Below are 22,054 nucleotides of genomic sequence, written 5' to 3' on the forward strand. Positions count from 1 at the left end.
CTTATGCGTCTCCCTTGAGGGGCCAGATTTCGGGCTGAACATGGGCATATTCGCCCGTTTCGTAGCCATTGGCGGGCCGCGCCAGCCCCAATCGGTCGCGCAGGGTTTCCCCCTCATACTCCTTGCGGAACAGGCCGCGCCGCTGCAATTCGGGCACCACGCCCTCGACGAAAGCCTCCAGCCCCGCGGGCAGATAGGCGGGCGTGATGACAAAGCCATCGGCGGCTCCGCTCTCATACCAATGCTGCAATTCATCCGCGATGTCGGCGGCGCTGCCAGCGATTGAGCGGCTGGTGCGCCCCGCCGCGACGCGCCTCGCCAATTCGGCAATCGAGAGGTTCTCGCGCCGGGCCAGGCCGACAACCTGCTCCCATGTCGATTGCGACAGATGGCTTTGCGGCACATCGGGCAGCGGGCCGTCGGGATCATGGCCCGACAGGTCAAAATTGCCCAGCAAGCCCTCCAGCTTGCCGATGGCGACGGGCGTAGGGATCAGCGCGTCCAGCTCGCGCTGGATGGCCTGCGCCTCTTCGCGCGTGGGGGCAACAATGGGCGTGATCGCGGCCATGATCTTCAGGCTTTCCGGCGCGCGGCCGATTTCGGCCAGAAGGTCATGCATTTCCGCCCGAAAGGCGCGGGCCGTGTCAGGGCTGGGGTGCGATGTGAAGATCACCTCGGCATGGCGCGCGGCAAAGCGCTTGCCGGTCTCCGAGGCCCCGGCCTGCACCAGAACGGGGTGCCCCTGCGGCCCGCGCGGCACGTTGAGCGGCCCGGCCACGGCGAAATGATCGCCGCGAAAATCGACACCATGCAGGCGCGCGGGATCGACATAGCGCCCGCTGGCCTTGTCGGCCACCATCGCGGCATCTTCCCAACTGTCCCACAGGCGCTTGGCGACAGCCACAAATTCCTCGGCGCGTTCATAGCGCTCGGTGTGGCCGTAATGGGCGGCGCGGCCGAAATTATGCGCCTCGTTCTCCATGGTCGAGGCCACCATGTTCCAGCCGATGCGCCCGCCCGAAATATGGTCGATGCTGGCCAGACGGCGGGCCAGTTCATAGGGCTGGGAATAGCTGGTCGAGGCGGTGCAGATGAAGCCGAGTTGGCTGGTGGTGGCGCAAAGGTGGGCGACGATGCTGGCGGGGTCCAGCTTGGGCGTTTCCAGACAGGCGAAGGTCTCGGCGCTCTTAGCGGGCGGGTATCCCACCGAATCGGCGATGAACACCGCATCGAACAGGCCCCTTTCCGCCGCCGCCGCGCATTGCCGGAAATAGGCGATATCGGTCAGCGCCTTGGCCTGCGCATCGGGGTGGCGCCACCCGGCGATATGGCCGCCGGTCTGCATCAGGAAAGCAAGAAGTTTCATAAGGAGAGATTATCTTGTGCATTTCTGTGCATGCGATAAATCCCCATGGAATGTCCGCCTATCGGAATTTTCCGGCGCGATGCCTTGATAAAACGTGCAAGAAATTGTGCAAGATCGTGAATGGCGTATGGCCTGATCTCCTGCCGGATAGAGTGCAGGGGGCAAGGTGATGCTGCGTGCGGGGCTTGCACATGGGTGCATCCACCGTGCGCGGGCTCAGGGAAAGGGCGGATTCGATGCCGGATAAAAGAGTGCTGATCACCGGGGCAGGCGGCGCGTTGGGCATGGCCGCGATGGCGCGCTTGACCGCGCAGGGCTGGCATATCGCGCCGGTCGCCGGACGCCATGGTGCAGTCGCGCCCGGTTGGTTCGGTCCGGCTGATCTGGCCGATCACGATGCCGCCGCGCAGGTTGTGGCGCAGGCGGCACAGGCGCTGGGCGGGTTGGACGGGGTGGTGCATCTGGCCGGGGGGTTTGCCATGCAGCGCCTACTGGAATGCACACCGCAGGACTGGCGCGCGATGCACGCGAGTAACGTCGAAAGTCTGATAGCGGTGGTCCAGGCCGCCGTGCCGCACTTGGCCGATGGCGGGGCGATTGTTGCCGTGGGCGGCATGGCGGCGGCGCGCGCGGGGGTGGGGATGGCGGCCTATGCCTCGGCCAAATCCGCCGTTCTGCGCGTGGTCGAGGCGCTCAGCGTTGAACTGGCCCCGCGCGGGATACGCGCGAATGCGGTCTTGCCCGGCGTGATCGACACGCCCGCCAACCGCCGCGACATGCCCCGCGCCGATCCGGCCAAATGGACCCATCCCGATGCGATCGCCGATGTCATCGCTTTTCTGCTCAGCCCGGCGTCGCGCGCGATCAATGGCGTGGGGGTTCCGGTCAACAATCCCGCCGGGCCTGCGGCATGAAGCCTTGGCGGGTATGGAGCGCGGTGCTGATCCTGTGCATTGCGCAGGTGGTTTCGACGGTGGATCGCGGGATGCTGGCGCTGATGGTCGATCCGGTGCGGCGCGATCTGGCGATTGGCGAGGTGGATATTGCCCTGCTGCAAGGCTTTGCCTTTGCGGTCTTTTATGTCTCGGTGGGGCTGCCGCTCGGCTATGTCGCGGATCGGGTCAACCGGCGCCGCCTGCTGTTCGGCGGCATTCTGGTGTGGAGCGCGGGCACCATCGCCTGCGGTCTGGCGCAGGATTTCACCCAGATGTTCCTTGCCCGGCTGGTGATCGGCGTGGGCGAGGCGGTGCTTGGGCCTTGCGCTGTGGGCATGATCGGCGAGATGTTCGCGCCCGACCGGCGCGGGCGGCCGATGGCGCTTTATGTGCTGGGCAGCATGGTGGCCTATGGGCTTGGTTCGATGGCCACCGGGGCGGTGCTTCAGGCGGGCGCGGCGGGTGGTTTTGCCGGGTGGCCGGGGATTGCCGATCTGGCGCCGTGGCGGATTGCCTTTGTGCTGATGGGGCTGGCGGGATTGCCGGTGGCGCTGTTGCTGCTCTCGATTGCGCAGACCCGACGCGAGAAGGATGCTCAACCGCTCAACCTGCCCTTTGCGGCCATGGCGGCGCGGCGCGGGGTGCTGCTGCCGCTCTATGGCGCGGTGGCGCTGTTTGCGATGGGGGCGGCGGCGGCCTCGGGCTGGGGGGCGGCTTTGCTGGGGCGGGCCTATCATTACGCGCCCGCCGATGTGGGCAAGCAATTGGGCGCGGCGCAGATGGTCTGTTCGCTGATCGGGGCGGGGCTGGCGGCGATTGTCGTGGACCGTGTGACGCGGGCAGGCGGAACGGTGGCCAAATTGCGCATGAGCGCCTTGCTGGCGCTGCTGACCATCCCGGCCTGCATGGGCTTTGTCAGCCAGAGCGGCGCGGGCGCTTTGGCGATCACGGCCACGGTGATGGCGACGAGCGCGATCTATGGGACGACGATGCTGTCCATTCTGGCCGAGGCGGTGCCGGTCGAGGCGCGCGGGCTGGCGGTCGCACTTTATGCCTTTGTGATGACGATGATCGGCGGCTCGCTGGGGCCGCTGGCGGTGGCGACGCTGACCGAGCGCGTCTTTGCCGATCCGGCCCGCGTGGGCTGGTCGATGGCTTTGGTGGGCGGGGTTGCCCTGTCCCTTTCGGCCTTGCTGGCGGTGATGACCGCGCGGGCGCAGGAGAAATTGGATGCTTGTTGAAAAAGCCTATGCGCCCAGCCGTTTCGGCCAGTTGCATTACCGCATTGTCCGCCCGGATGGACCGGTGACACAGCCGCCCCTGCTGGTGCTGCATCAGACGCCCAGCAATTCCTGTGAATGGATGCCGATCCTGCCGCTGCTGGCGCGGGGGCGGGTGGTGATTGCGCCCGACACGCCCGGTTATGGCATGAGCGATGCTCCGCCCGAGCCCGCCTCGATCCCCGATTTTGCGGGGGTGATGGCGGGATTGATCGACCATCTGGCCGCGCGGGGCGAGATCGCGGGCGGGAATTTTGACGTGATGGGCGCGCATACCGGCTCGATCATCGCGACCGAACTGGCGGTCAGTTTGCCTGCGCGTGTGCGGCGGTTGGTGCTGTTCGGTCTGGCCGCCTATCCGGCGCATGAGCGCGAGCGGCGACTGGCGATGCTTTTGGAGAAATTCCCCCGCCCCGGCGCCGATCTGACCCATGTCGAACAGCTCTGGGCAATCTTTGGTGAGCTGGGCGATGCGCGCATGACCAGCGAGCAGCGCCATGTGGCAATGGCGGAATGTCTGCGGCTGGGCGCGCGGATGCCGTGGGGCTATATGGGCGTCTATCGCTATGATTTCCTTGGCGCGATGGCGCGGGTGGAGCAGCAGGCGCTGGTGATCAATGCGCAGGATGACCTTTGGGAGGTGACGCAGCAGGTTGCACCGGTGCTGCGCCATGGGAGGCTGTGGCCCTTGCCGGGGCGGGCGCATGGGTTTCTGGCCTTTGACGCGGCCGAAATTGCGCCCGACATTCTGGCTTTTCTTAGCTGATCGCGGCGGCCTCCTGCCTCAGCCTTGCCTCGGTTGGCGCGTCAAAGGCGATGCCGATCACCGTGCAGGGCTGTTCGAGCGTGTGCGAGCGATGGCCGCGCCCGACCGTGTCCAGCATCACCAGTATATCGCCGGGGCGCAGCACCCGCCGCGCCCCATCGCCCGCCTCGACCGCCCATGATCCGCGCAGCACGATCGACAGGCCCGCCATGGCCGAATTGTGCCACTCGCCATAGCCTTCGCCGGTTCCCTGCGTGATGCCCCATCCGGTGGCGCCCGCGATGCCTTGCCAAAGACCGGCGTCCGTTTTGCGACAGAGCGCCAGTGGCAGGTCGATCAGGCGCGACCCGCCATCGGCTGTGGGCATGATCGCCACGGCTTGATAGGCGCTCATCGAAACCACAGCTTGTCGCGCTCGCTGCTGCCGATCGCGGGGCATAGCGCTTTGGGCATTTGCACGGAGGCCATGAACGAGCCCTGCGGCCCGGCGCGTGAGATATGGCCCTTGCCGCTGCAATCCTCGGCGATGGCGATGTCGCCATGGCGCAATTCGTGGAACGATCCATCCTCCAGCCCGATCAGCATCGTGCCGAAAATCGGGATCAGCAGGGTCGGCTGATTGGCGACATGAAAGCTGAAACCGGCGTTGGGACCGGTGCCGCCGATGGAAACGCGCTCGGCCTCGCGGCGCAGGAACAGGGCAATTTCGCCCATGGCGGGGGCGTTTACGGGCAGGCTCTCGATCCGGCTCTTGCCGTCCTGTGCGGTGTAGAGATGGAAGGCGCGGGCAAACCACGGGATCGGCCCTGTCCCGTGAAAATCGAGCGGAAAGGGCGGCGGGCTTTGCGCCAGGGCCGGGGCCGGGGAGGCCAGCTGCGCGGCCATGCCCGCCAGAGCAAGGTTGCGTATCAGGGCGCGGCGCGGCGGGCTCATGGGTGCTTCGTCGGACATGCGGACATCCTTTCTTGCAAGATATGTGCATTGATGTGCATTCGCTCTGTGGTTCCAAGATGCGGCGTAGTGTCATCCGACAGGCGGAGTTATTACCAAGAATCGGCGGAAAAAAGGCGATGGTTGAGCCCTTTTATGGAAGGGAATGCATGCGCTTTCGAGCAATCTTGCATCTATATGACGGCGCATATCATCATCCGACAGGCGAATAGGCCCTATATCGTGCATCAGGAAAACGGATCGTGATGCAATTTTTGCTCGTCCGAGGCAGAATCATGTGCACATTCGTTCATGATGCCCATCTTCGCCCGGATGCCAACGGGCGAGCATAACGCCCGGTCAAACAGCATGAGCACCGGGGCGAAACGCAGGACCGCCCCAGACAATCTTACGGGATGAAAGTTGCCGCCCCGCGTGGGCCGGCTTGAAATGAGGGGTTATCACCATGACGCGTTACCCACGACCGATCCGTTCTCTCTCCGTGTTCCACCTTGCCGCTTCGGCGCTGGCGATGGGCGCCACGCTGGCCGCCGCAGGCCCGGCTCAGGCGTCTGAACCGGCCGCCGCCGATGCCGCCAATGATCCGGGCGCCATCACCGTGACCGCGCGCAAGCGGTCCGAGGATATTCTCAAAGTTCCCGTCACCGTGACGGCCATGACCGCTGCTGCGCTGGAACAGCGAGGCATCGTTTCGATCACCGATCTGGCCGGATCGACGCCGGGGGTGAATGTCAACAACAGCTCATCCGGCCATGCTGACCGTTCTTTCCAGCAGGTGGTGCTGCGCGGCTTCACGCCCTCGACCACGCTGGCCACGACCACCTCGATGTTCATCGACGGCGTGCCGGTTTCCTCGCCTTCGCAGGTGACCTCGGTGTCCGATCCGGCGCAGGTCGATGTGGTGAAAGGCCCGCAAAGCGCCTATTACGGCCGCAACACCTTTGCCGGTGCGATCAATGTCACCACCAAGGAGCCCAAGGGCGAATGGGCTGGCACGATGACCGGCATGGTGGGAACGCGCGCCAATTACCGGCTGCAAGGCACGGTCGAAGGGCCGATCATCGGCGACATGCTGACCTTCCGCGTGACGGGCGAGCGGTTTTCCAAAAATGGTTCGTGGCGCAATGCCTATGACGGCAGCACGCTGGGCGATCAGAAGACCACCACCGGCAGCGCGCTGATCGTGTTCAAGCCCAGCCCGAAACTGACGATGAAGCTGTTCGGCATGATGAGCGAGGACCGCGATGGAGCGCCCGCCCAGACCCGTCTGTATGGCTATGACATCACCACCGCTTCGGGCACAAAGGTGGCGGCCAACCAGTCCAATTGCACGCTCAATGGCAATTCGCGCGGGGTTCAGGGTTTCGGCAGCACGGTGTCCAACGCCTATATCTGCGGGACGGTGCCGGGCCTGATCAATCCGATTTCGGCCAACACGGTCAATACCGACGCGATCAAGCAATTCCTCGCGCTGACCAGCAACCGGGTCATTCCGACTAGCGACAGCGTTGATGGCTATGGCCTGCTGCGCAAGAGCCAGCATGCGCATACGGCGGTCAATTACAAGATTTCCAGCGATCTGACCGCCGATTTCCTGGCCGGGTATAACCGCGAGGTCTGGTCGACGCTGATCGATCTGGACGGGTTCGATTCCTCCGGCTTCCCATCGACCACCAATCCCAAGGGCTTTTACGATTTCCCCTATCTGGTCGAACGGCGCAATCTGGACTGGTCGATGGAAGGGCGTCTGGCCTATAATCACGGGCCTTTGCGCGCGGTGGCGGGGGTCAGCTATCTGAAAGCCGACACATGGTCGGGCGGCGGCGGCGGCACGGGCGCGCTGACAGCATCGCTGCTGGTGCCGGGCGGCAAGAGCGAAAACCGCACCACGGGCATGTTCTTCGGCCTTACCTATGATGTTCTGCCCAATCTTTCGGCCAGCATCGAGGGGCGCTATCAGATTGATACTTTGGGCGCCTATGCCCGTTCGGGCGGCCAGACCATCGCGTCCAGCGCCTTCATCCCGGCGGGCACCTATGCGGGCAATGCTCTGTTGGTGCAGCAGACCTATAAGAATTTCACCCCGCGCGCGATTATCAACTGGCAGATCAACCCGCGGACCATGGTCTATGCTTCATGGGCCAAGGGCGTGAACCCGGCGCAGTTCAACACCACCATTCTGGCCCAGACCGCTTCGGTTCAGGCCGCCGCTCTGGCCGCAGGCGGGCAATTGACCATCGCGCCCGAAAAGATCACCAATTACGAAATCGGCATGAAGGGCAAGGCGCTCGACGGCCGCCTGCGCTATACGGCTGCGGCCTATTATGCCCAGTGGCGCAACCAGATCAACGCGATCACCATCGTGGCCGCCGATCCGACCACGTCCACCGGCTTCACCTTCATCAACACCTCGGCCAATTCCGGCTCGGTCGATCTTTACGGGGTGGAACTCGATACGAACTGGAAGGTCAGCGATCTTGTGAGCATCGAAGCCGGCGGCGCGATGAACGGCAGCGATATCAAATATTTCCGCAGCACGACCATCAGCCAGTTGACCGGCATCTATGACTTCTCCGGCAAGGAGATGAAATATACGTCGAAATATTCGGCCAATGTCGGCTTGGTGCTGGGCGGCGAATTGAAGAATGTGGCCGATGGCAAGTGGTTCACCCGCCTCGACTGGAATTTCAAGTCGGGCGTATGGTCGAACGAGGCGAATATCGCCAAGACGCCGGACGCGCATAAGTTCAACCTGCGTGCCGGTGTGTCGAAGGGGCGGTTTGCGGTCGATGTTTTCGTCAACAACCTGCTTAACGACAAGACCTATACTTCGCTGACCGACAATTACGTGTTGGACCCCAGCTTTGCCCATTCGGCCTATTTCTCGGCCCTTCTGGTGGGCCTGCCGGATCTGCGCACCTTTGGGCTTCAATTGAAGGTCAAGATGTAAACCTGTTTGGGGCGGGCCTTCGGGTTCGCCCCGCTTTTGCAAAGGGAGGGCCTATGGCCGCCTATATTGTCGCCACGGTCCGTGTTCATGATCGTGAGAAATTTGCCGAATATCTCAAAGCCGTGGCGGGCGTCGCCGAGGCATTCGGCGGAGAATATATGCTGCGCGGCAAGGTTGCCGAAGTGCTGGAAGGTGATGTCGATCCGTCCGAACTGGTGGTGGTCCTGCGCTTTGCCGATGCGGATGCGGCGCGCGCCTATGCCAACTCGCCGCAATATCTGGCGGGCAAGGCGCATCGCATCAACGGCGGCGGCGTGGTGGAATCGCGCCTTATTCTTTAATCGGCATATTGCGGGATGGCGGCGGGATTGTTGGCAAAACTCAGCCCCAGCGTCGTCTCGCGCTCGATCACATCGCAGGCCAGCCAGATGCGCGGCGGCGGCGCCACATTGGGCCCCAGTCGCCCCGCCATCGTCGACACCGCCGTCTGCACCAGCGAGAGCAGCGGCAGATGGATCGAGGAGGTTGCGTGCGATAGCCAGCGCGATTGCGAAGTGTCGCCAAAGCCGACCACCGAGACATCCTCGGGCACGCGCAGGCCGAATTCCTTGCGCGCCACATCGACAATGCCCACGGCCAGATAGTCCGAAGCGGCAAAGATCGCGTCGGGCCGATCCTCGCCGGCAAACAGGACGCGCGCCGCGGTGATCCCGTTTTCATAGGTCCAGCCCGTATCGACCCAGCGACAGGGCGCGCTGCCCCCCATTTCCATGGCATGGGCAAAGGCCTGCAATTCGGTCAGACGGCGCGGATTGGCGGCAATCGCGGCGGGGCGGCTGCGGCCTTCCTTTTGCATCAATTGTGCAATGCTGCGTCCGATTTCCGGCCCGTCGATCCACACCAGCGCGGCGCCTTCGACCACATCCTGCCGATCCATCACCACCAGCGAGATACGGGCCGCAACGACCTTTTTGCGCACCGCCGCGCCTGGCACGGCGGAGAGCACGATGATGCCGTCAACCTGTTCATCGACCATGTCCCCAACGGTCACGTCCAGCAGCGCCAGATCGCTGACGACCCGCCAGACCACCTCGAAGCCGCGCTGGCGCAATTCGTCCTCGAACATCGCGTAGAGGTGGCAGAAATAGGGCGAAAACAGGTTGGCCATCACCACGGCGGCGCGCTTGGGGCGGCCATGATTCTGCTGGCTGCTGGCTGATTGCAGGCGATAGCCCAACGCTTGGGCGGCGGCCAGCACCTTGGCGCGGGTTTGGGGCGCGACGCTGGCCCCCGGCGTAAAGGTTCGCGACACCGCCGAGCGCGAGACCTGCGCCATGCGCGCCACATCATCGGCGCTGACCTTGCGCCCAATGGATTTAGGGGCGGCGGGTTTGGAGGGGCCTTTGGGCTTCATGCGATCGGCTGCTGGTCCGTAAACGGGGTGAAGGTCTGTGCATCAGGCTTACGAGTGTTGCACGAATTGTCAAACCCGGCGCTGCCGATGCCCTGCGGCCGATCAGCCTTGCGCAGATCCGGTGCGCAATTTGGCATGCGCGCGCGGACTGTCCGCCTGTCGGACAGGGGTGATGGGGTGGCTGAATTGCACATAGTATCGCAATATTGTGCATCATGAATTGAACGGAATTGCGCAAAATTTACAATTCGCCCCCGGCCTTTGCGGCAAAGGGCGCCAAGGAACCGGGCGCAGACGGCAAAAAGGGCCGCCGTGCCTGCAACGACCCTCACTGGCCCGGGCCGCGTTGGCCCGGGTTCTTTTTGCTTGCACTATCCTGCGTCGAGAAAGCGTGCCAGCAAGGGCGCCGTTGCCTGCGGATTGTCCTGAATCACCCATGCGCCGCTGTCGGGCACCACCACTGTCTCGCCCCGGCGCAGCACCGCCTCGGCAAAAGGGCGGAAACGCTGATAGGCCTTGTCGAACTGGCCATAGACCAGCAGGGTCGGGCATTCGACCCGGCGCAGCGCCGCCCGCAGATCGGTCACGCCCACTCCCCGTTCGCTCGGTTGCAGCCAGAGATCGGCGGCCTGACGGCTCTGGATACCCTCGCCGTTGATCGCATCGGCATGGACCATGCCGAACGTGCCCACCAGTAATTCCGGCCCGGTCGGCATAGGGTGGCCGCCTGCGTCAAAGATCGGCTTCAATTTCACATCCACCGCCTGCCGCACTTCCTCCAGCGACTTGCGCCCGCCCAGCGCGCTGGAAATCACCCCCAGCCGTCGCACGCGATCGGGATTGGCCGCCGCCATCACCACGCCAATACAGCCCCCCAGCGACGTGCCCATCACATCGACCACCGGGATTTCCATCTCGTCCAGCGCGCCAAACAGCATGGCCGCCGTCTCGCCCAGCGTGTGAATATAGGGCGGCGGCCCCTCCATCCGCGATCCGCCATGGCCGGGCAGGTCAAAGGCGATCACCTGCCGCCCCTGCGCCAGAGCCGGAGCGACCTGTCGCCAGTCGGCCAGCCATCCGCCCAGCTTGTGGAGCAGGATGACGGGTGGAACCCCGGCGCGCGCCTCGCCCAGTGTGGCGTAATGCAGCACGCCCCCGCCGCGCCGGATCTGGCCAAAGCGCGTCCATGGTCCGGCGGGCGCAACAATCGGGGCGGGCGTTCTTGGCGCTGCGGCGGCCCCGCCTGCCATCATGGCGGCGCCCATTCCCATCATCTTGGCCATATCGCGGCGGTTCATCATCGCATTGCTCCTTATGCGCCAACCATCAGATCATCACGGCGCCACAGGATCGGCAAGACATCCTGCGCCCCATCAACCAATTCGCCCTCGGGCATCGCCTCCACGCCGGGGATCGCCGCCTTGTAGGGCGCATTGCGCCAGCGCACGTCATGCCCGAACAGGCGCACCGCCAATCCGGTGCGGGCCAGAGCGGGACTGTCATTGCCTTTGGAAAAATGCGGCGTGTGAGGGTGAAAAATCACCGCGTCGCCCGGCTCCATATCAAAAGTGACGAAGCGGAAGGCGAAATCGGGATTGTCGCGCTCGGCTTCGAAATTGGGGCACAGACCATCGGCCTGATCGGGGCGAAAGCCAAAGGTCAAACCCTTCTCCACACAATGCCTATGCCATCCCGCCACATATTCGATTCGCCCGTTTTCTTCATTCACCGGGGTAAAGGCTGTCCAGATATTGGGCGCCATTTCTCCGCTGACCGGCCATGCCGTCTCGTCGCAATGCCATGGCATGATCGATGGGCTGAGCGGGGGCTTGGAAAACAGATGATCGTGATACATGCGGATATGATCCGCGCCGATGACGCGGCCGGTGGCCTCGGCAATCGGGCTGTCCATCACAAAGGCGCGGAAATCGGGATCATTGCGCCACAGATAGCAGACCGAAAGCATCGCCCCATTGGACGGCCCCAGCGTGCCATAGCGCCCCGGATCGGCCGCAACGCGGGCAATCGCCGCCTGCATTCGCGCGATCCATTGCGCATCCAGCAATCCGCGCACCACCACCACGCCATCGCGCGCATAGGTGTCGATATGGTCCTGGGTAATCGCATAGGGCATGGTCATCGGATGGCTCCTTGATTGGCGGCATCATGGGCGCGCGCGGCGGCGCGCAGGCGGGGAAAGAGTTTTTCGCCATAGTCGGCCACGTCCTGATCGGGGCGGAAACCGCGGATCAGAAAGCGCGTGATGCCCATGGCGTAATAATCCATCAGCGCGGCGCAGACCTGATCGGGCGTGCCGACCAGCGCGGCCTGATTGCCAAAGCGCCCTTGCGACAGATGGGTCACGCCCAGCCAGAGACAGCGGTCATGGCGATGGGCGCTAGCGGCGCTGGAAAGGATGGCCTCGCCTGCATGACTGGACTGCGCGAAATTGCTGGGGCCTTGGGCGGCGGACAGGCGCGCCATCATTGCGCGGAAATCATGCAGGACGGCATCGGCCTTTTCCCATGCCTGCGCCTCGGTATCGCCAAGGATCACCAATACCGTCATCATGAAGCCCATCGGGCGGCCATGGGCGGCCGCCAGCACGCGATCGCGATGGCCGGCGATATGGGTCATCGTGTCGCCGCTCATGGCAAACACGTCGGCGTGACGGCCGCAGGCGGCGATGGACTCAGGCGATGTTCCGGCCCAACTGACGGGAATCGCGCCGGGTTTGACCGGGCTGAAGGCTTGATTGAAGCGATAGAAGCGCCCTTCGTGGTCGATGGGCGCGGGGCTTTCCCAGATCTGGCGCATAATGCCGACATATTCATCGGCGCGGGCATAGCGGTCGGTCTTGGCGGTGAAATCGCCGTCGGCCTCCAACTCCTTGTCGCTGGGCCCGGCGATGATGTGGACGGCCATGCGACCGGGCGCCAGCCTGTCGATCGTGGTCAGCATCCGCGCCGCCATCGTGGGCGCGATAAAGCCGGGGCGGTGGGCCAGCAGGACTTTCAGCCGCTGAGTTCCCGCCAGAACATGGGTTGCGATGGCATGGCTGTCGGGCATCAGCGCATTGTTGGCGATCAGCACCCGGTCATAGCCCGCCGCTTCCTGCGCTTGGGCGCTTTCCAGCATGGCGGCGGGGTCGAACTGATCGGGCGGGGCGTGATCGAGCGGGGTGCCCCGGTTATGGGAAACAAGGCCGGTGATTTCGACAGGCATGGATTGTCCTCTCAGGGCTTGGGCACGGGTTGAGGGTTGTGCTGAATGTTCAGGTGATTGGCGACGCAATCGCCCGGCGCCACGCCATCGGGGCAGGAGGAGGCGCGCGGTTTGAGCGGCTCTTCGCGCGGCAGGCGGATGGTCATGGCCATCACCGGCGTGGTGCCGATGGCGCGGCTGGTATGGCCGCGCCCCGTGGTGTCGGCGGCCAGAACGATGTCGCCCGCGTGCAATTGCCGGATCGCGCCATCGCCCAGCCCCACCTCCAGCGTGCCGCTCAGGACCACCAGCAGGCGCGGGCTGGAAACCCGGTGCCAGTCGATGAAGGTGCCGGGCGGGCTGACCCCGATTTCCGTGTCGGTGGTGGTCAGCCGCGCGTTGACCAGCAGCGGATCGGCGCCGGGCGCACGGGGCAGGGTAATGGTGGAAAGATGCGAGACACCGCCCGCATCGGCTGTGATCTGGGGAATGGTGATGCCCGATCCCTGCGCGCGGGCAGGGGAGGGCGCGGTGCCGATCACCATCACCATGGCCAGCGCGCCGATCGCCATGGTTGCGGGCAGGCCATGAGGCGCCGCTCCGGCCATTTCGCCGTCTGATGGCCGTCGCAGGAACAGGCAGGCCAAAATCGCGGCCAGCGCGGGCAGGAGCGACATGGACAGGACGATGCCCAACACCACGCTTTCGCCTTGGGCGCTGCCCGCATCGCGGGCCGAGACGAAGCCCGCATGACTCATGATCGTGCTGAAAATGAACGTGCCAAAGGCGGCGGTGGCTTTTTCAACCATCACGAACACCCCAGCCAGCGCGCCTTCGCTTTCGGCCATGGCGGGATGGGTGCGGGCGTGGTCCATCGTGTCGGTCAGCACGGTGTAAAGGCCGAAGAACAGGCCGCCGAAGCACAGGCCCTCGGCCCCGCCCAGCATCAGCACCCATGGCATGGGATGGCCTGCGGGCACCAGATACCACAGCAGCATCGCGCAGGTTTGCGCGCCCGCGGCCAGCATCAGCGCGCGGCGGCGGCCCAGACGGCCCGCGATGCGCACCCATCCGGGCTGGCTGACCATCATGCCCAGCGTCTGGAGCAGGAAGATTGAGGCGAGGCTCTTGTCCGAGGCGTGCAGGACATGGCGCGTGTAATAGGGCAGCGCCGCGCCATGCAGCGTCAGCCCGGCAAACATTGTCACCTTAAAGCCGATCAGGCGGCAGAAGGGCCGGTTGGCGCGGATCGCGGACAGGCCCTGCCGCCAGTTCAGGTGTTTTCTTTCAGGCGCGGCCTCCTCGTCCTCCAACCCGTCGATCAGCAGGAACGTGCTGATCCCGCCCGCCGCCACCAGCGCGGCCAGCACCAGCGCCAGCAACCCATGCGCCGCCCTGTCTCCCCCGAGCGCGGCCAGCATCCATGGCGCGGCCGATGTGGCCGCCAATCCGCCGAAGGAGGAGCCATAGACGCTGAAGGTCATCAGGCGCGAACGTTGATGGAAATCCTGGGTGATCTGGCGCCCGATGGCCAGATAGGGGATGCGATAGAGCGTATAGGCGGTGGAAAAGACCAGCAGCGAGGCGCCCGACCAGAGCTGGAGCCCCGCGCTGCCCAACCCGCCCGGCACATTGAACAGCATCACCAGCGAAAGAGCCGCCAGCAGCGCGCCGCCCGCCAGATAGGGGCGATAGCGGCCCCAGCGTGTGCTGGTGGCGTCGCACAGCAGGCCGACCAGCGGGTCGATGGCGGCATCATAGATCTTGGAAAGGACCACCAGCAGCCCCGCCGCCCCCATCGCCATGCCCAGCGAATCGGTCATGAAACGTAGGTGGAGCAGCCCGACCGCCCCCACCAGCGCCGCCGAGGTGAACGAGCCAAGGCCCCAGCCGATCAAGGCTTTGCGTTGCATGATAATCCTCCGGCATGGTTCGGGAGCGCCGGTGCGCCGCCTTATGTGCAATATGAATGCAAATATCGGTGACTATTTTGCACAAAGGACGGCCTATCCGCGTGGCGGATTAAACCGGTGTGCCCAGCCCCAGCACGCAGGCGATCAGCACCAGCACCCAGATGCATTGCACCGTGGGACGCGTCTGGCCCAGCACCTTGCGGATGGCGGCATCGCTTTGGGGCGTGGCCCCCTGCGCTTTCATGGCGGCGATGGCGGGAAACAGCGGCACCAGTTGAAAACGCACGATCACCCCGGTGGTCACACAAGCGGCCAGCACCAGCAATTTGCAGGCGATGAAGAAGGGCATAGTCAGATGCCCGGTCAGCCCCGCCACCCCCGATCCGGCCAGCAGCGCGATCATCGCATAGCGGATCTTGAGGTCGATTCCGCGCGCCAAGGTCCCGCGCGGGCCATGGATCAGATGCACCGCCCAGGCCAGCGCCAGCCAGATCAGGCTGAACATCCACAGGCCCGCCAGCGCCCATGGCGCGATGTTCAACCAGCCCTTGGCCGCCGCCAGCGACAGGCCCGTGGGCAGCGTCAGGATCAGCACGGTGCGCGGGGCCATGTCGATTCCGTTCATGATTTTGAGCGCCAGCAGGCGTTCGCCCGCCGGTCTCTTTTCGTCCATCATAAAGCCCGCGCTGTAAAATGTGCCCAGATCCCCGCCCAGCCAGTAGATCGGCACCAGCAGATGGAGCAGGGTGAGCAAGGCAAGCGACCAGTTCATGCAAATCTCCCCGAAACGGGCGGCGGATTCCGTGCAAAACCCCGCCGCAATGTGCATGGCCATTCAACGCCGCGCGCCCAAAGAGCAGCGCTTCAGACTGGTTTTGGCCGTGTGGCGGTTAAACCTGATGCGGATGGCCATGGAATTGCCGGTTGTGATGCAATAATTTGCAAGCAACGCTGCCCAACGCGCGGAAAGGGCCTCCTGCCGCGACAGGCCATATGGGAAGAATGGTGGAAAAGAGCATGTTCGACAGACGCGACTTTCTGATGAATGCCGGGCTGATCGGCGCCGGGGCGATGCTGCCGGGTGCCGGGCTGGCCAAGGGCGTGCTGGCGGCGGAAAAGGCCGATGTGGTGATCATCGGCGGTGGGCTTTCGGGGCTCAATTCCGCGCTCATGCTTGGCGATCTGGGGTTCAAGGTAGTGGTGCTGGAGGCCGGCGCGATGGTCGGCGGGCGGGTCAAGACGCTCGACACCAGCGAGGGCAAGCTGGACGTCGGGGCCAGCCAGATCGGGCGCGGCTATGCGCGGATCATCGACGCCTGCATGAAATTCGGGCTGAAACTGACGCCGGAGGACCGCGACCTGCTGCCCTTTGGCTTCCGTTACAAGGACCAGTGGATCGACCTGAAAACCTGGGCCGACAATCCGCTCAACAAGACGGTGGGCGATGAGCGCAAGATTTCGCCGATGTTGATGGGTCAGGCGGTGACGAGCAAGTGGAACCCGTGCAAGGAATTGTCGGACTGGCTCGATCCGGCGCTGGCCTCGCAGGATATTTCGCTGCGGCAATTGATGGTGCAGAAGGGCTATTCGCCCGCCGCCATCGAATTGGCGGCCTATTCCGCGCCTGGGATCGGTATGGATGAAACCTCGATGCTGCGCATGTGGCAGGAGGAGACGCGCGGGGCGGCGGACCGGCGCATCGGCGGGCGCGAACGCGAGCAGCGCGACCATCCCTTTGGCGAAACCAACGATCACAATGCCATCGACGGGCTTTCCTCGATCAACAATATTGTGGGCGGCACCCAGCAATTGCCCTTCGCCATGGCGGCGAAACTGGGCGATGTGGTGCGGTTGAACAAGCGCGTGGGCCGGATCGCGATGAGCGACAAGGGCGCGATCGTTACCTGTATCGACGGCAGCGCCTATCAGGCGCGCTTTGTCATCTCCAGCCTGCCGTTTTCGATGCTGCGCGAGGTGGAGATCACCGGCGCGCCCAATCCCCACGCCCGCGATGCCATCACGCATATGCCCTATGCCAATACCGCGCGGCTCTATCTCAGCGTCGAAAAGCCCTTCTGGAAGGCGGACGGCCTGCCCGCCAGCTTCTCGACCGACGGGCCGATCGGCATGTTCTGGGGCATCGACAATCACACCGGCGAGGGCAAGCACCGCGCGATGGTGGTGATGGTGGGCAAGGTGGCGCAGGCGATCTCGCAGCGCGCCGATGCGGTGCCTTTCGTCCTGTCCGAACTGGAGCGTCTGCGCCCTGCGTCCAAGGGCCTGCTCAAGGTGGTGGCCTATAAGGACTGGATGCGCGATCCGCTGCAAAAGGGCTGCGGCTTCAGCCTCGCGCCCGGTCAGGTCAACGCCTTTGGCCGCGACTTTATCAAGCCGTGGCAGGTGCTGCATTTCTGCGGCGAACATACGCGGCGCAGCGATTACGGCATGGAAAGTGCGATGGAAAGCTCGGAACGCGTGGTGCTGGAAGTGGCCGAAAGGGCGGGCTGATCGGCTCTATCCGCTCGCCGGACATTGGCGACAACAGCGACTGCCCCGCGCCCCGCGCAGGGCAGTCTTTGCCCCAAGATCGCCGCGTAGGCGCTTAAGGATTGGGGAGACAATCATGACATATCGCTGGTTTCTGGCCGGATTGGCGCTGGCCGTTTCCCCGCCCGCCATGGCCGCGCCGCAATCGATCCGCGATTGCAAGGATGTATGTCCGGCGATGGTGGTGATCCCGGCGGGCCATTTCACCATGGGCGCCGATGCGGGCGAGGCCGACCGGCCCGAAGGCGCGCCTCATCCCGTCACCATCGCCCGCGCCTTTGCACTGGCCACGCGTGAGGTGACCAATGGCGATTATGGCGCCTTTGTCGCAGCCACCGGCTATGCTTCCTCGCGCGGGTGTCGCAGCCTGATCCGCGCCACGGGCAAGGTCGAAGCCATCCCCGATGCCGATTTCCGCCATCCGGGCGAGGGCGCGGGTGATGGTGCGCCGGACCGTCCGGTGGTCTGCGTGTCATGGCGCGATGCCAGGGCCTATACCTCATGGCTGAGCCAAAAGACCGGCAAGCCCTATCGCCTGCCCAGCGAGGCCGAATGGGAATATGCCGCCCGCGCGGGCACTTCGGAAGAATTTCCGTGGGCAGGCGGCGCGGCCAAGGCCTGTGTCCATGCCAATGTGCTGGATGGCGATGGGATGAAGGATGGCGCGCTGGCGGTGTTTGGCGGGGCGGGGGGCATGGCGGCGGCTGTGCCTTGCCGCGATGGCTTTGCCGGGGTGGCGCCGGTGGGGACCTATCGGCCCAATGCGTTTGGCCTGTATGATATGATCGGCAATGTCTGGGAATGGACGCAGGATTGCTATGTCGCGCCCTATCCGGCCGATGCCCCGCGCGATGGCCGCGCCTATGAGGTTTCGGGCGCATGTCCGCGCCGCGCGGTGCGTGGGGGAAGCTGGATTTCGGCCGCTTTCCGCAACCGGGTGACATGGCGCGGGCGCGATCCCGAGGATCAGGTGAGCTGGATCTTTGGGTTTAGGGTCGCGCGCGATCTGGTGGACGGCAAATGAGCCGCGTGCTCAATCTCAGCCGCCGCGAAATGCTGCATGGGCTGGGCGCGGGAGTGCTGGCGCTGGGCTTTGGCTTTCCCGCGCGGGCGCAGGGCGGGGCGGGCTTTGGCGCGATGATCGCGATTGCGCCCGATGGCGCGGTGCATTTTACCTGCCCTTCCTCCGAAATGGGGCAGGGGACGCAAGAGGCCCTCGCCCGTCTGATTGCCGAGGAACTGGATTGCGACTGGGCGCGGATGCAGGTGCTGCTGCCATGGGCGGACCGCGCCTTCATCAACCCCGGCATGGGCAAGCAGATGACCGCCAACAGCGCGACCACGGTGGGCTATTTCCTGCCCTTGCGCCGGGCAGGCGCGGCGGCGCGGGCGATGCTGATACAGGCGGGCGCGGCGCGCTGGGGCGTGGCGGCGGACCAGATTTCGACACAGGCGGGCGAGGTCATCCATGCGGCCAGCGGGCGGCGGCTGACCTATGGCGCGCTGGCGCAGGATGCGGCGCGTCTGCCGGTGCCGGGCGATGTGGCGCTGAAATCCCCGGCTGATTTCCGCCTGATCGGCGGCAAAAGCCCGCGCAAAGATTTGGCCGCCAAGGTCACGGGCCGGGCCGAGTTCGGCGTCGATGTGATGCGCCCCGATATGCTGGTGGGGGCGCTGGCTCTGGCCCCGCATCCGCGCGCTAAGGTTGAGGCCGCCAATCTGGCGCAGGTGAAAGCCATGTCGGGCGTTGTGGCGGTGGTGCCGGTCGATGGCGGCTATGCGGTGCTGGCCTCGCGTTTCTGGACCGCGAAAAAGGCGGCCGAGGCGTTGAAGCTCACCGTGCTGTCCTCGCCCACGGCGGGGGTGGATGACAAGGCGATTGATGCCGCGCTGATCCGCGCCTTTGCCGAGAAAACCCCGCTGCCCTTTCCCGATTTCGATTTTTCCACCATGCGCCCGCGTGCCGGAGGAGGCGATAAGCCCGCCGTTCTGGCCGCGCTTGCCGCCGCGCCGCGCCGGGTGGAGGCCGAATATGACGTGCCCTATCTGGCCCATGCCGCGATGGAGCCGTTGAATTGCAGCGCGATTCTGGCCGATGGGCAATTGACCCTGCGTGGGCCGATGCAATCGCCTGAGGATGTGCGGGCGCTGGCCGCCAAAATGGCGGGTCTGCCGCTCGACAGGGTGCGGGTGGAGGTGACGTTCCTCGGCGGCGGGTTTGGCCGCAAATGGGCGACTGACTTTCCCATTCCGGCGATGCAGGCCGCGATGGCCGTGCCGGGGCGCTGGGTCAAACTGATCTGGACGCGGGAAAATGATCTGGCGATGGACCAGTTCCGCCCGGCCTATAGGGTGAAAAGCGTGGCCGGGATAGGTGCGGATGGGGCGCTTGTCGCGATCCACAGCCGGATCGCGGGGCAATCGATCAACACCTATCACGGGCGTCGCGGCTTTCCCGGCATGGCCGATCCCACGGCGGCGGGGCTGCTCATCTATGGCTGCTATGCCCCTGTGATGAAGCTGATGGAGTTTCACGAGGCCGATCTGGCGATCCCGGTCGGCTTCTGGCGATCCGTCACGATGAGCCAGAATGCCTTTTTTGCTGAAAGCTTCATTGACGAGGTGGCGCGGGCGGCGGGTCGCGATCCCTATGCCTATCGCCGCGACCTGCTTGCCGGTGAACCGCGCATCGCGCGCGCGCTGGACAAGGCCGCTGCGATGATCGGATGGGACCGGCCCAAGGCGAAAGGCGTGGGGCGCGGCATCGCGCTGACCTATAACGAGGGCCATGTCTGCGCACAGGCGGTCGAGGTGCGGGTGAATAAGCGCAAGCTGGCGATCCGGCGGATCGTGGCGGCGTTTGACTGCGGCGTGATGGTCGATCCGGCGGGCGTGGAAAGCCAGATCAGCGGCGGCATCATCTTTGGCCTTCAGGCTGCACTGTGGGGCGGGGTCTCCTTTGCCGAGGGGCGGCCCGCCATCAGCAATTTCAACGATGTGCGCCTGCCGGGCCTTGCCGACGTGCCGCCTATCGAGGTCGCGCTGATCCCCAGCGGTGCCAAACCGGGCAATGCGGGCGAGGCGGGCACGCCGCCGATTGCGCCCGCCCTTGCCAATGCCATAGCGGACGCGGGCGCGGGCCGGGTGCGCCGCCTGCCTCTGTCGCAACGTTTCGAATTGGAAAATGCATGATCACGATCACGGTCAATGGACAGGAACGCCATGTCGAGGCCGAGGAGGACACGCCCCTGCTCTGGGCGCTGCGCGAGGATCTGGGACTGACGGGGACGAAATTCGGCTGCGGGGCGGGGCTGTGCGGGGCCTGCACCGTGCATGTCGAGGGCGAGGCGATGCGTTCGTGCCAGATCCCGGTCAACATGGCGCAGGGGCGCAGCATCACCACCATCGAGGGGCTGACCCCGGCGCAGGGCCTGCATGCGGTTCAGGCGGCATGGGTGGCGGCCCAAGTGCCGCAATGCGGTTATTGCCAGCCCGGCATGATTATGGCGGTGGCCGGATTGCTCAAGTCCAATCCGCGCCCCGATGCCGCCGCGATCCGTGCGGGCGTGACCAATCTGTGCCGCTGCGGAACCTATCCCCGGATCGTGGCCGCCATTGCGCAGCTCAGCTTAGGCTGATCCGGCGTCCCTGCTCGGCGCTGGCCATGCCTGCTTCCAGCACTTCCATCACGGCGATCGCCTGTTCGGCGGGGACGGGATTGTCGCCCTTGCCGTTCAGCGCATCGGCCAAAGCCTGCCAGAACAGGCGATAGTCACCGCGTTCATTGGGCACGGGTGCGGATTGCGAAGGGTCGGCGCCATCGGTGAAATGGCCGATGACCGGGTCCAGCCCCCAATCCGGCCCGCCCGGCGCGCCGCCTGCCAGAATGGCCGGTTCCTGAGGATCGATGCCCGGCTTGATCCAGCTTCCCCCTGTGCCATGAACGGCAAAGCGCAGGGAATGGTCGGCGGCCATTTTGCTGGAGCGCAGCACCGCGCGGCGGCCCGGATAATGCAGTACGACATGGAACCAGTCGGGCGCGGGCGCGCCGGGGCGCAGCGCGGCCAGATCGGCGGTGACGGCATCCGGGCGGCCAAACAGGCACAGCGCCTGATCGACCAGATGCGGCCCCAGATCGAGCCATGATCCGCCCGCGCGCGCCTCTTTCCACACATCGGCGGGAACCGGGCGCCAGCGGTCGAAATGGCTTTCGAAATGGACGATCTCGCCCAGACGCCCTTCGCCGATCAATCGCCGCAGGGTGAGAAAATCGGCGTCCCAGCGGCGGTTCTGAAAGGCGGTCAGCATCTTGCCGCCGGCGTTTGCGGCTTCGGCCATGGCGCGGGCATCGGCGGCGCTGGTGGCAAAGGGCTTGTCCACCACCACATGCTTGCCCGCCTGCAGCGCGGCGATGGCGTGTTCGGCGTGAAATTCATCGGGGCTGGCCACGATGACCAGATCCACATCGGGCCGCGCCAGCAGGGTGGCGACATCGGGCACGACCGCCATCCCCGGCAAGCCCGCATGGACCTTGGCCACATCGCGCGAGACCACGGCGCGCAAGGCCAGCTCCGGCGTCAGCGCGACAAAGGGGGCATGAAACACGCGCCCGGCAAGGCCATATCCGATCAGGCCGACGCCAATCTCGCGCATCATTCATGCTCCCTTTGCTGGATCTGTCGCTGCGCCTCTAATTGCTTTGTCCGTCCATGCCCAGCCCCTTCAACG

General features: G+C 65.0%; 19 protein-coding genes. 9 read left to right on the plus strand and 10 right to left on the minus strand.

Annotated elements, in window-relative coordinates:
* Nucleotide 1: 1 nt before the first annotated feature.
* The gene (locus GGR38_RS05745; RefSeq protein WP_183623556.1) at nucleotides 2-1,366 is read right to left on the minus strand and encodes an LLM class flavin-dependent oxidoreductase; all 1,365 of its coding nucleotides are present in this window, start codon (nucleotides 1,364-1,366) and stop codon (nucleotides 2-4) included.
* Nucleotides 1,367-1,602: 236 nt separating this feature from the next.
* Between GGR38_RS05745 and GGR38_RS05750 the strand changes: the two genes are divergently transcribed.
* From GGR38_RS05750 to GGR38_RS05760, 3 genes are read left to right on the plus strand one after another with little or no spacing between them, the layout of a single operon-like run.
* Entirely contained in the window at nucleotides 1,603-2,280 is a 678-nt protein-coding gene (locus tag GGR38_RS05750) for an SDR family oxidoreductase (RefSeq protein ID WP_183623557.1), read from the plus strand.
* Complete coding sequence (locus GGR38_RS05755; protein ID WP_183623559.1) at nucleotides 2,277-3,542, plus strand: MFS transporter; 1,266 nt, start codon at nucleotides 2,277-2,279, stop codon at nucleotides 3,540-3,542. The genes GGR38_RS05750 and GGR38_RS05755 overlap by 4 nt, the downstream gene beginning before the upstream one ends.
* Nucleotides 3,532-4,347, plus strand: a complete 816-nt coding sequence (locus GGR38_RS05760; protein WP_183623561.1) for an alpha/beta fold hydrolase — start codon at nucleotides 3,532-3,534, stop codon at nucleotides 4,345-4,347. The genes GGR38_RS05755 and GGR38_RS05760 overlap by 11 nt, the downstream gene beginning before the upstream one ends.
* On the opposite strand, the gene GGR38_RS05765 is transcribed toward GGR38_RS05760, so the two are convergent.
* Nucleotides 4,340-4,741: a cupin domain-containing protein gene (locus GGR38_RS05765; protein WP_183623563.1), complete on the minus strand. Its 402-nt coding sequence runs from the start codon at nucleotides 4,739-4,741 to the stop codon at nucleotides 4,340-4,342. The two genes, GGR38_RS05760 and GGR38_RS05765, sit on opposite strands and share 8 nt — an antisense overlap.
* Entirely contained in the window at nucleotides 4,738-5,298 is a 561-nt protein-coding gene (locus GGR38_RS05770; RefSeq protein ID WP_183623565.1) for a cupin domain-containing protein, read from the minus strand. The genes GGR38_RS05765 and GGR38_RS05770 overlap by 4 nt, the downstream gene beginning before the upstream one ends.
* A 445-nt stretch (nucleotides 5,299-5,743) precedes the next feature.
* Here GGR38_RS05770 and GGR38_RS05775 point away from each other — a divergent pair, with 445 nt between their 5' ends.
* Both GGR38_RS05775 and GGR38_RS05780 read left to right on the plus strand, forming a co-directional pair.
* The gene (locus GGR38_RS05775) at nucleotides 5,744-8,248 is read left to right on the plus strand and encodes a TonB-dependent receptor (RefSeq protein WP_246404246.1); all 2,505 of its coding nucleotides are present in this window, start codon (nucleotides 5,744-5,746) and stop codon (nucleotides 8,246-8,248) included.
* Nucleotides 8,249-8,301: 53 nt separating this feature from the next.
* Entirely contained in the window at nucleotides 8,302-8,589 is a 288-nt protein-coding gene (locus GGR38_RS05780; RefSeq protein WP_183623566.1) for a DUF1330 domain-containing protein, read from the plus strand.
* Here the strand turns inward: GGR38_RS05780 and GGR38_RS05785 are convergent.
* The 6 genes from GGR38_RS05785 to GGR38_RS05810 all read right to left on the minus strand — a co-directional run bounded on the left by GGR38_RS05785 (nucleotide 8,586) and on the right by GGR38_RS05810 (nucleotide 15,551).
* A complete protein-coding gene (locus GGR38_RS05785; protein ID WP_183623568.1) occupies nucleotides 8,586-9,662 on the minus strand; it encodes a LacI family DNA-binding transcriptional regulator in 1,077 nt (358 codons plus the stop codon). The two genes, GGR38_RS05780 and GGR38_RS05785, sit on opposite strands and share 4 nt — an antisense overlap.
* 371 nt (nucleotides 9,663-10,033) lie before the next feature.
* Nucleotides 10,034-10,963 carry an alpha/beta fold hydrolase gene (locus tag GGR38_RS05790; RefSeq protein WP_183623570.1) on the minus strand — a complete coding sequence of 310 codons (930 nt, stop codon included), beginning with the start codon at nucleotides 10,961-10,963 and terminating at the stop codon, nucleotides 10,034-10,036.
* 11 nt (nucleotides 10,964-10,974) lie between these two features.
* The gene (locus GGR38_RS05795) at nucleotides 10,975-11,802 is read right to left on the minus strand and encodes a phytanoyl-CoA dioxygenase family protein (protein WP_183623572.1); all 828 of its coding nucleotides are present in this window, start codon (nucleotides 11,800-11,802) and stop codon (nucleotides 10,975-10,977) included.
* Nucleotides 11,799-12,887 carry an LLM class flavin-dependent oxidoreductase gene (locus tag GGR38_RS05800; protein WP_183623574.1) on the minus strand — a complete coding sequence of 363 codons (1,089 nt, stop codon included), beginning with the start codon at nucleotides 12,885-12,887 and terminating at the stop codon, nucleotides 11,799-11,801. Before GGR38_RS05800 ends, GGR38_RS05795 begins: the two co-directional genes overlap by 4 nt.
* Nucleotides 12,888-12,898: 11 nt before the next feature.
* Nucleotides 12,899-14,779 (minus strand): MFS transporter, encoded by a 1,881-nt coding sequence (locus GGR38_RS05805; RefSeq protein ID WP_183623576.1) that lies wholly within the window; start codon nucleotides 14,777-14,779, stop codon nucleotides 12,899-12,901.
* A gap of 109 nt (nucleotides 14,780-14,888) precedes the next feature.
* Nucleotides 14,889-15,551, minus strand: a complete 663-nt coding sequence (locus GGR38_RS05810) for a hypothetical protein (RefSeq protein ID WP_183623578.1) — start codon at nucleotides 15,549-15,551, stop codon at nucleotides 14,889-14,891.
* A 245-nt stretch (nucleotides 15,552-15,796) separates the two neighbouring features.
* Here GGR38_RS05810 and GGR38_RS05815 point away from each other — a divergent pair, with 245 nt between their 5' ends.
* The 4 genes from GGR38_RS05815 to GGR38_RS05830 all read left to right on the plus strand — a co-directional run bounded on the left by GGR38_RS05815 (nucleotide 15,797) and on the right by GGR38_RS05830 (nucleotide 20,964).
* Complete coding sequence (locus GGR38_RS05815) at nucleotides 15,797-17,287, plus strand: flavin monoamine oxidase family protein (protein ID WP_183623581.1); 1,491 nt, start codon at nucleotides 15,797-15,799, stop codon at nucleotides 17,285-17,287.
* 115 nt (nucleotides 17,288-17,402) lie between these two features.
* Nucleotides 17,403-18,350 (plus strand): formylglycine-generating enzyme family protein, encoded by a 948-nt coding sequence (locus tag GGR38_RS05820; protein WP_183623583.1) that lies wholly within the window; start codon nucleotides 17,403-17,405, stop codon nucleotides 18,348-18,350.
* Nucleotides 18,347-20,518, plus strand: a complete 2,172-nt coding sequence (locus tag GGR38_RS05825) for a xanthine dehydrogenase family protein molybdopterin-binding subunit (protein ID WP_183623585.1) — start codon at nucleotides 18,347-18,349, stop codon at nucleotides 20,516-20,518. The genes GGR38_RS05820 and GGR38_RS05825 overlap by 4 nt, the downstream gene beginning before the upstream one ends.
* Entirely contained in the window at nucleotides 20,515-20,964 is a 450-nt protein-coding gene (locus GGR38_RS05830) for a (2Fe-2S)-binding protein (RefSeq protein WP_183623587.1), read from the plus strand. The genes GGR38_RS05825 and GGR38_RS05830 overlap by 4 nt, the downstream gene beginning before the upstream one ends.
* Here the strand turns inward: GGR38_RS05830 and GGR38_RS05835 are convergent.
* The gene (locus tag GGR38_RS05835) at nucleotides 20,951-21,982 is read right to left on the minus strand and encodes an oxidoreductase (RefSeq protein WP_183623589.1); all 1,032 of its coding nucleotides are present in this window, start codon (nucleotides 21,980-21,982) and stop codon (nucleotides 20,951-20,953) included. The two genes, GGR38_RS05830 and GGR38_RS05835, sit on opposite strands and share 14 nt — an antisense overlap.
* Between the last annotated feature and the right edge of the window lie 72 nt (nucleotides 21,983-22,054).

Source organism: Novosphingobium sediminicola (assembly GCF_014196525.1).
In the GTDB taxonomy this organism is placed as follows: domain Bacteria; phylum Pseudomonadota; class Alphaproteobacteria; order Sphingomonadales; family Sphingomonadaceae; genus Novosphingobium; species Novosphingobium sediminicola.

Coding starts and splice junctions, on each gene's coding strand:
- GGR38_RS05745 (WP_183623556.1), bottom strand. CDS start 1,366: ATGAAACTTCTTGCTTTCCTGATGCAGACCGGCGGCCATATCGCCGGG.
- GGR38_RS05750 (WP_183623557.1), top strand. CDS start 1,603: ATGCCGGATAAAAGAGTGCTGATCACCGGGGCAGGCGGCGCGTTGGGC.
- GGR38_RS05755 (WP_183623559.1), top strand. CDS start 2,277: ATGAAGCCTTGGCGGGTATGGAGCGCGGTGCTGATCCTGTGCATTGCG.
- GGR38_RS05760 (WP_183623561.1), top strand. CDS start 3,532: ATGCTTGTTGAAAAAGCCTATGCGCCCAGCCGTTTCGGCCAGTTGCAT.
- GGR38_RS05765 (WP_183623563.1), bottom strand. CDS start 4,741: ATGAGCGCCTATCAAGCCGTGGCGATCATGCCCACAGCCGATGGCGGG.
- GGR38_RS05770 (WP_183623565.1), bottom strand. CDS start 5,298: ATGTCCGACGAAGCACCCATGAGCCCGCCGCGCCGCGCCCTGATACGC.
- GGR38_RS05775 (WP_246404246.1), top strand. CDS start 5,744: ATGACGCGTTACCCACGACCGATCCGTTCTCTCTCCGTGTTCCACCTT.
- GGR38_RS05780 (WP_183623566.1), top strand. CDS start 8,302: ATGGCCGCCTATATTGTCGCCACGGTCCGTGTTCATGATCGTGAGAAA.
- GGR38_RS05785 (WP_183623568.1), bottom strand. CDS start 9,662: ATGAAGCCCAAAGGCCCCTCCAAACCCGCCGCCCCTAAATCCATTGGG.
- GGR38_RS05790 (WP_183623570.1), bottom strand. CDS start 10,963: ATGATGAACCGCCGCGATATGGCCAAGATGATGGGAATGGGCGCCGCC.
- GGR38_RS05795 (WP_183623572.1), bottom strand. CDS start 11,802: ATGACCATGCCCTATGCGATTACCCAGGACCATATCGACACCTATGCG.
- GGR38_RS05800 (WP_183623574.1), bottom strand. CDS start 12,887: ATGCCTGTCGAAATCACCGGCCTTGTTTCCCATAACCGGGGCACCCCG.
- GGR38_RS05805 (WP_183623576.1), bottom strand. CDS start 14,779: ATGCAACGCAAAGCCTTGATCGGCTGGGGCCTTGGCTCGTTCACCTCG.
- GGR38_RS05810 (WP_183623578.1), bottom strand. CDS start 15,551: ATGAACTGGTCGCTTGCCTTGCTCACCCTGCTCCATCTGCTGGTGCCG.
- GGR38_RS05815 (WP_183623581.1), top strand. CDS start 15,797: ATGTTCGACAGACGCGACTTTCTGATGAATGCCGGGCTGATCGGCGCC.
- GGR38_RS05820 (WP_183623583.1), top strand. CDS start 17,403: ATGACATATCGCTGGTTTCTGGCCGGATTGGCGCTGGCCGTTTCCCCG.
- GGR38_RS05825 (WP_183623585.1), top strand. CDS start 18,347: ATGAGCCGCGTGCTCAATCTCAGCCGCCGCGAAATGCTGCATGGGCTG.
- GGR38_RS05830 (WP_183623587.1), top strand. CDS start 20,515: ATGATCACGATCACGGTCAATGGACAGGAACGCCATGTCGAGGCCGAG.
- GGR38_RS05835 (WP_183623589.1), bottom strand. CDS start 21,982: ATGATGCGCGAGATTGGCGTCGGCCTGATCGGATATGGCCTTGCCGGG.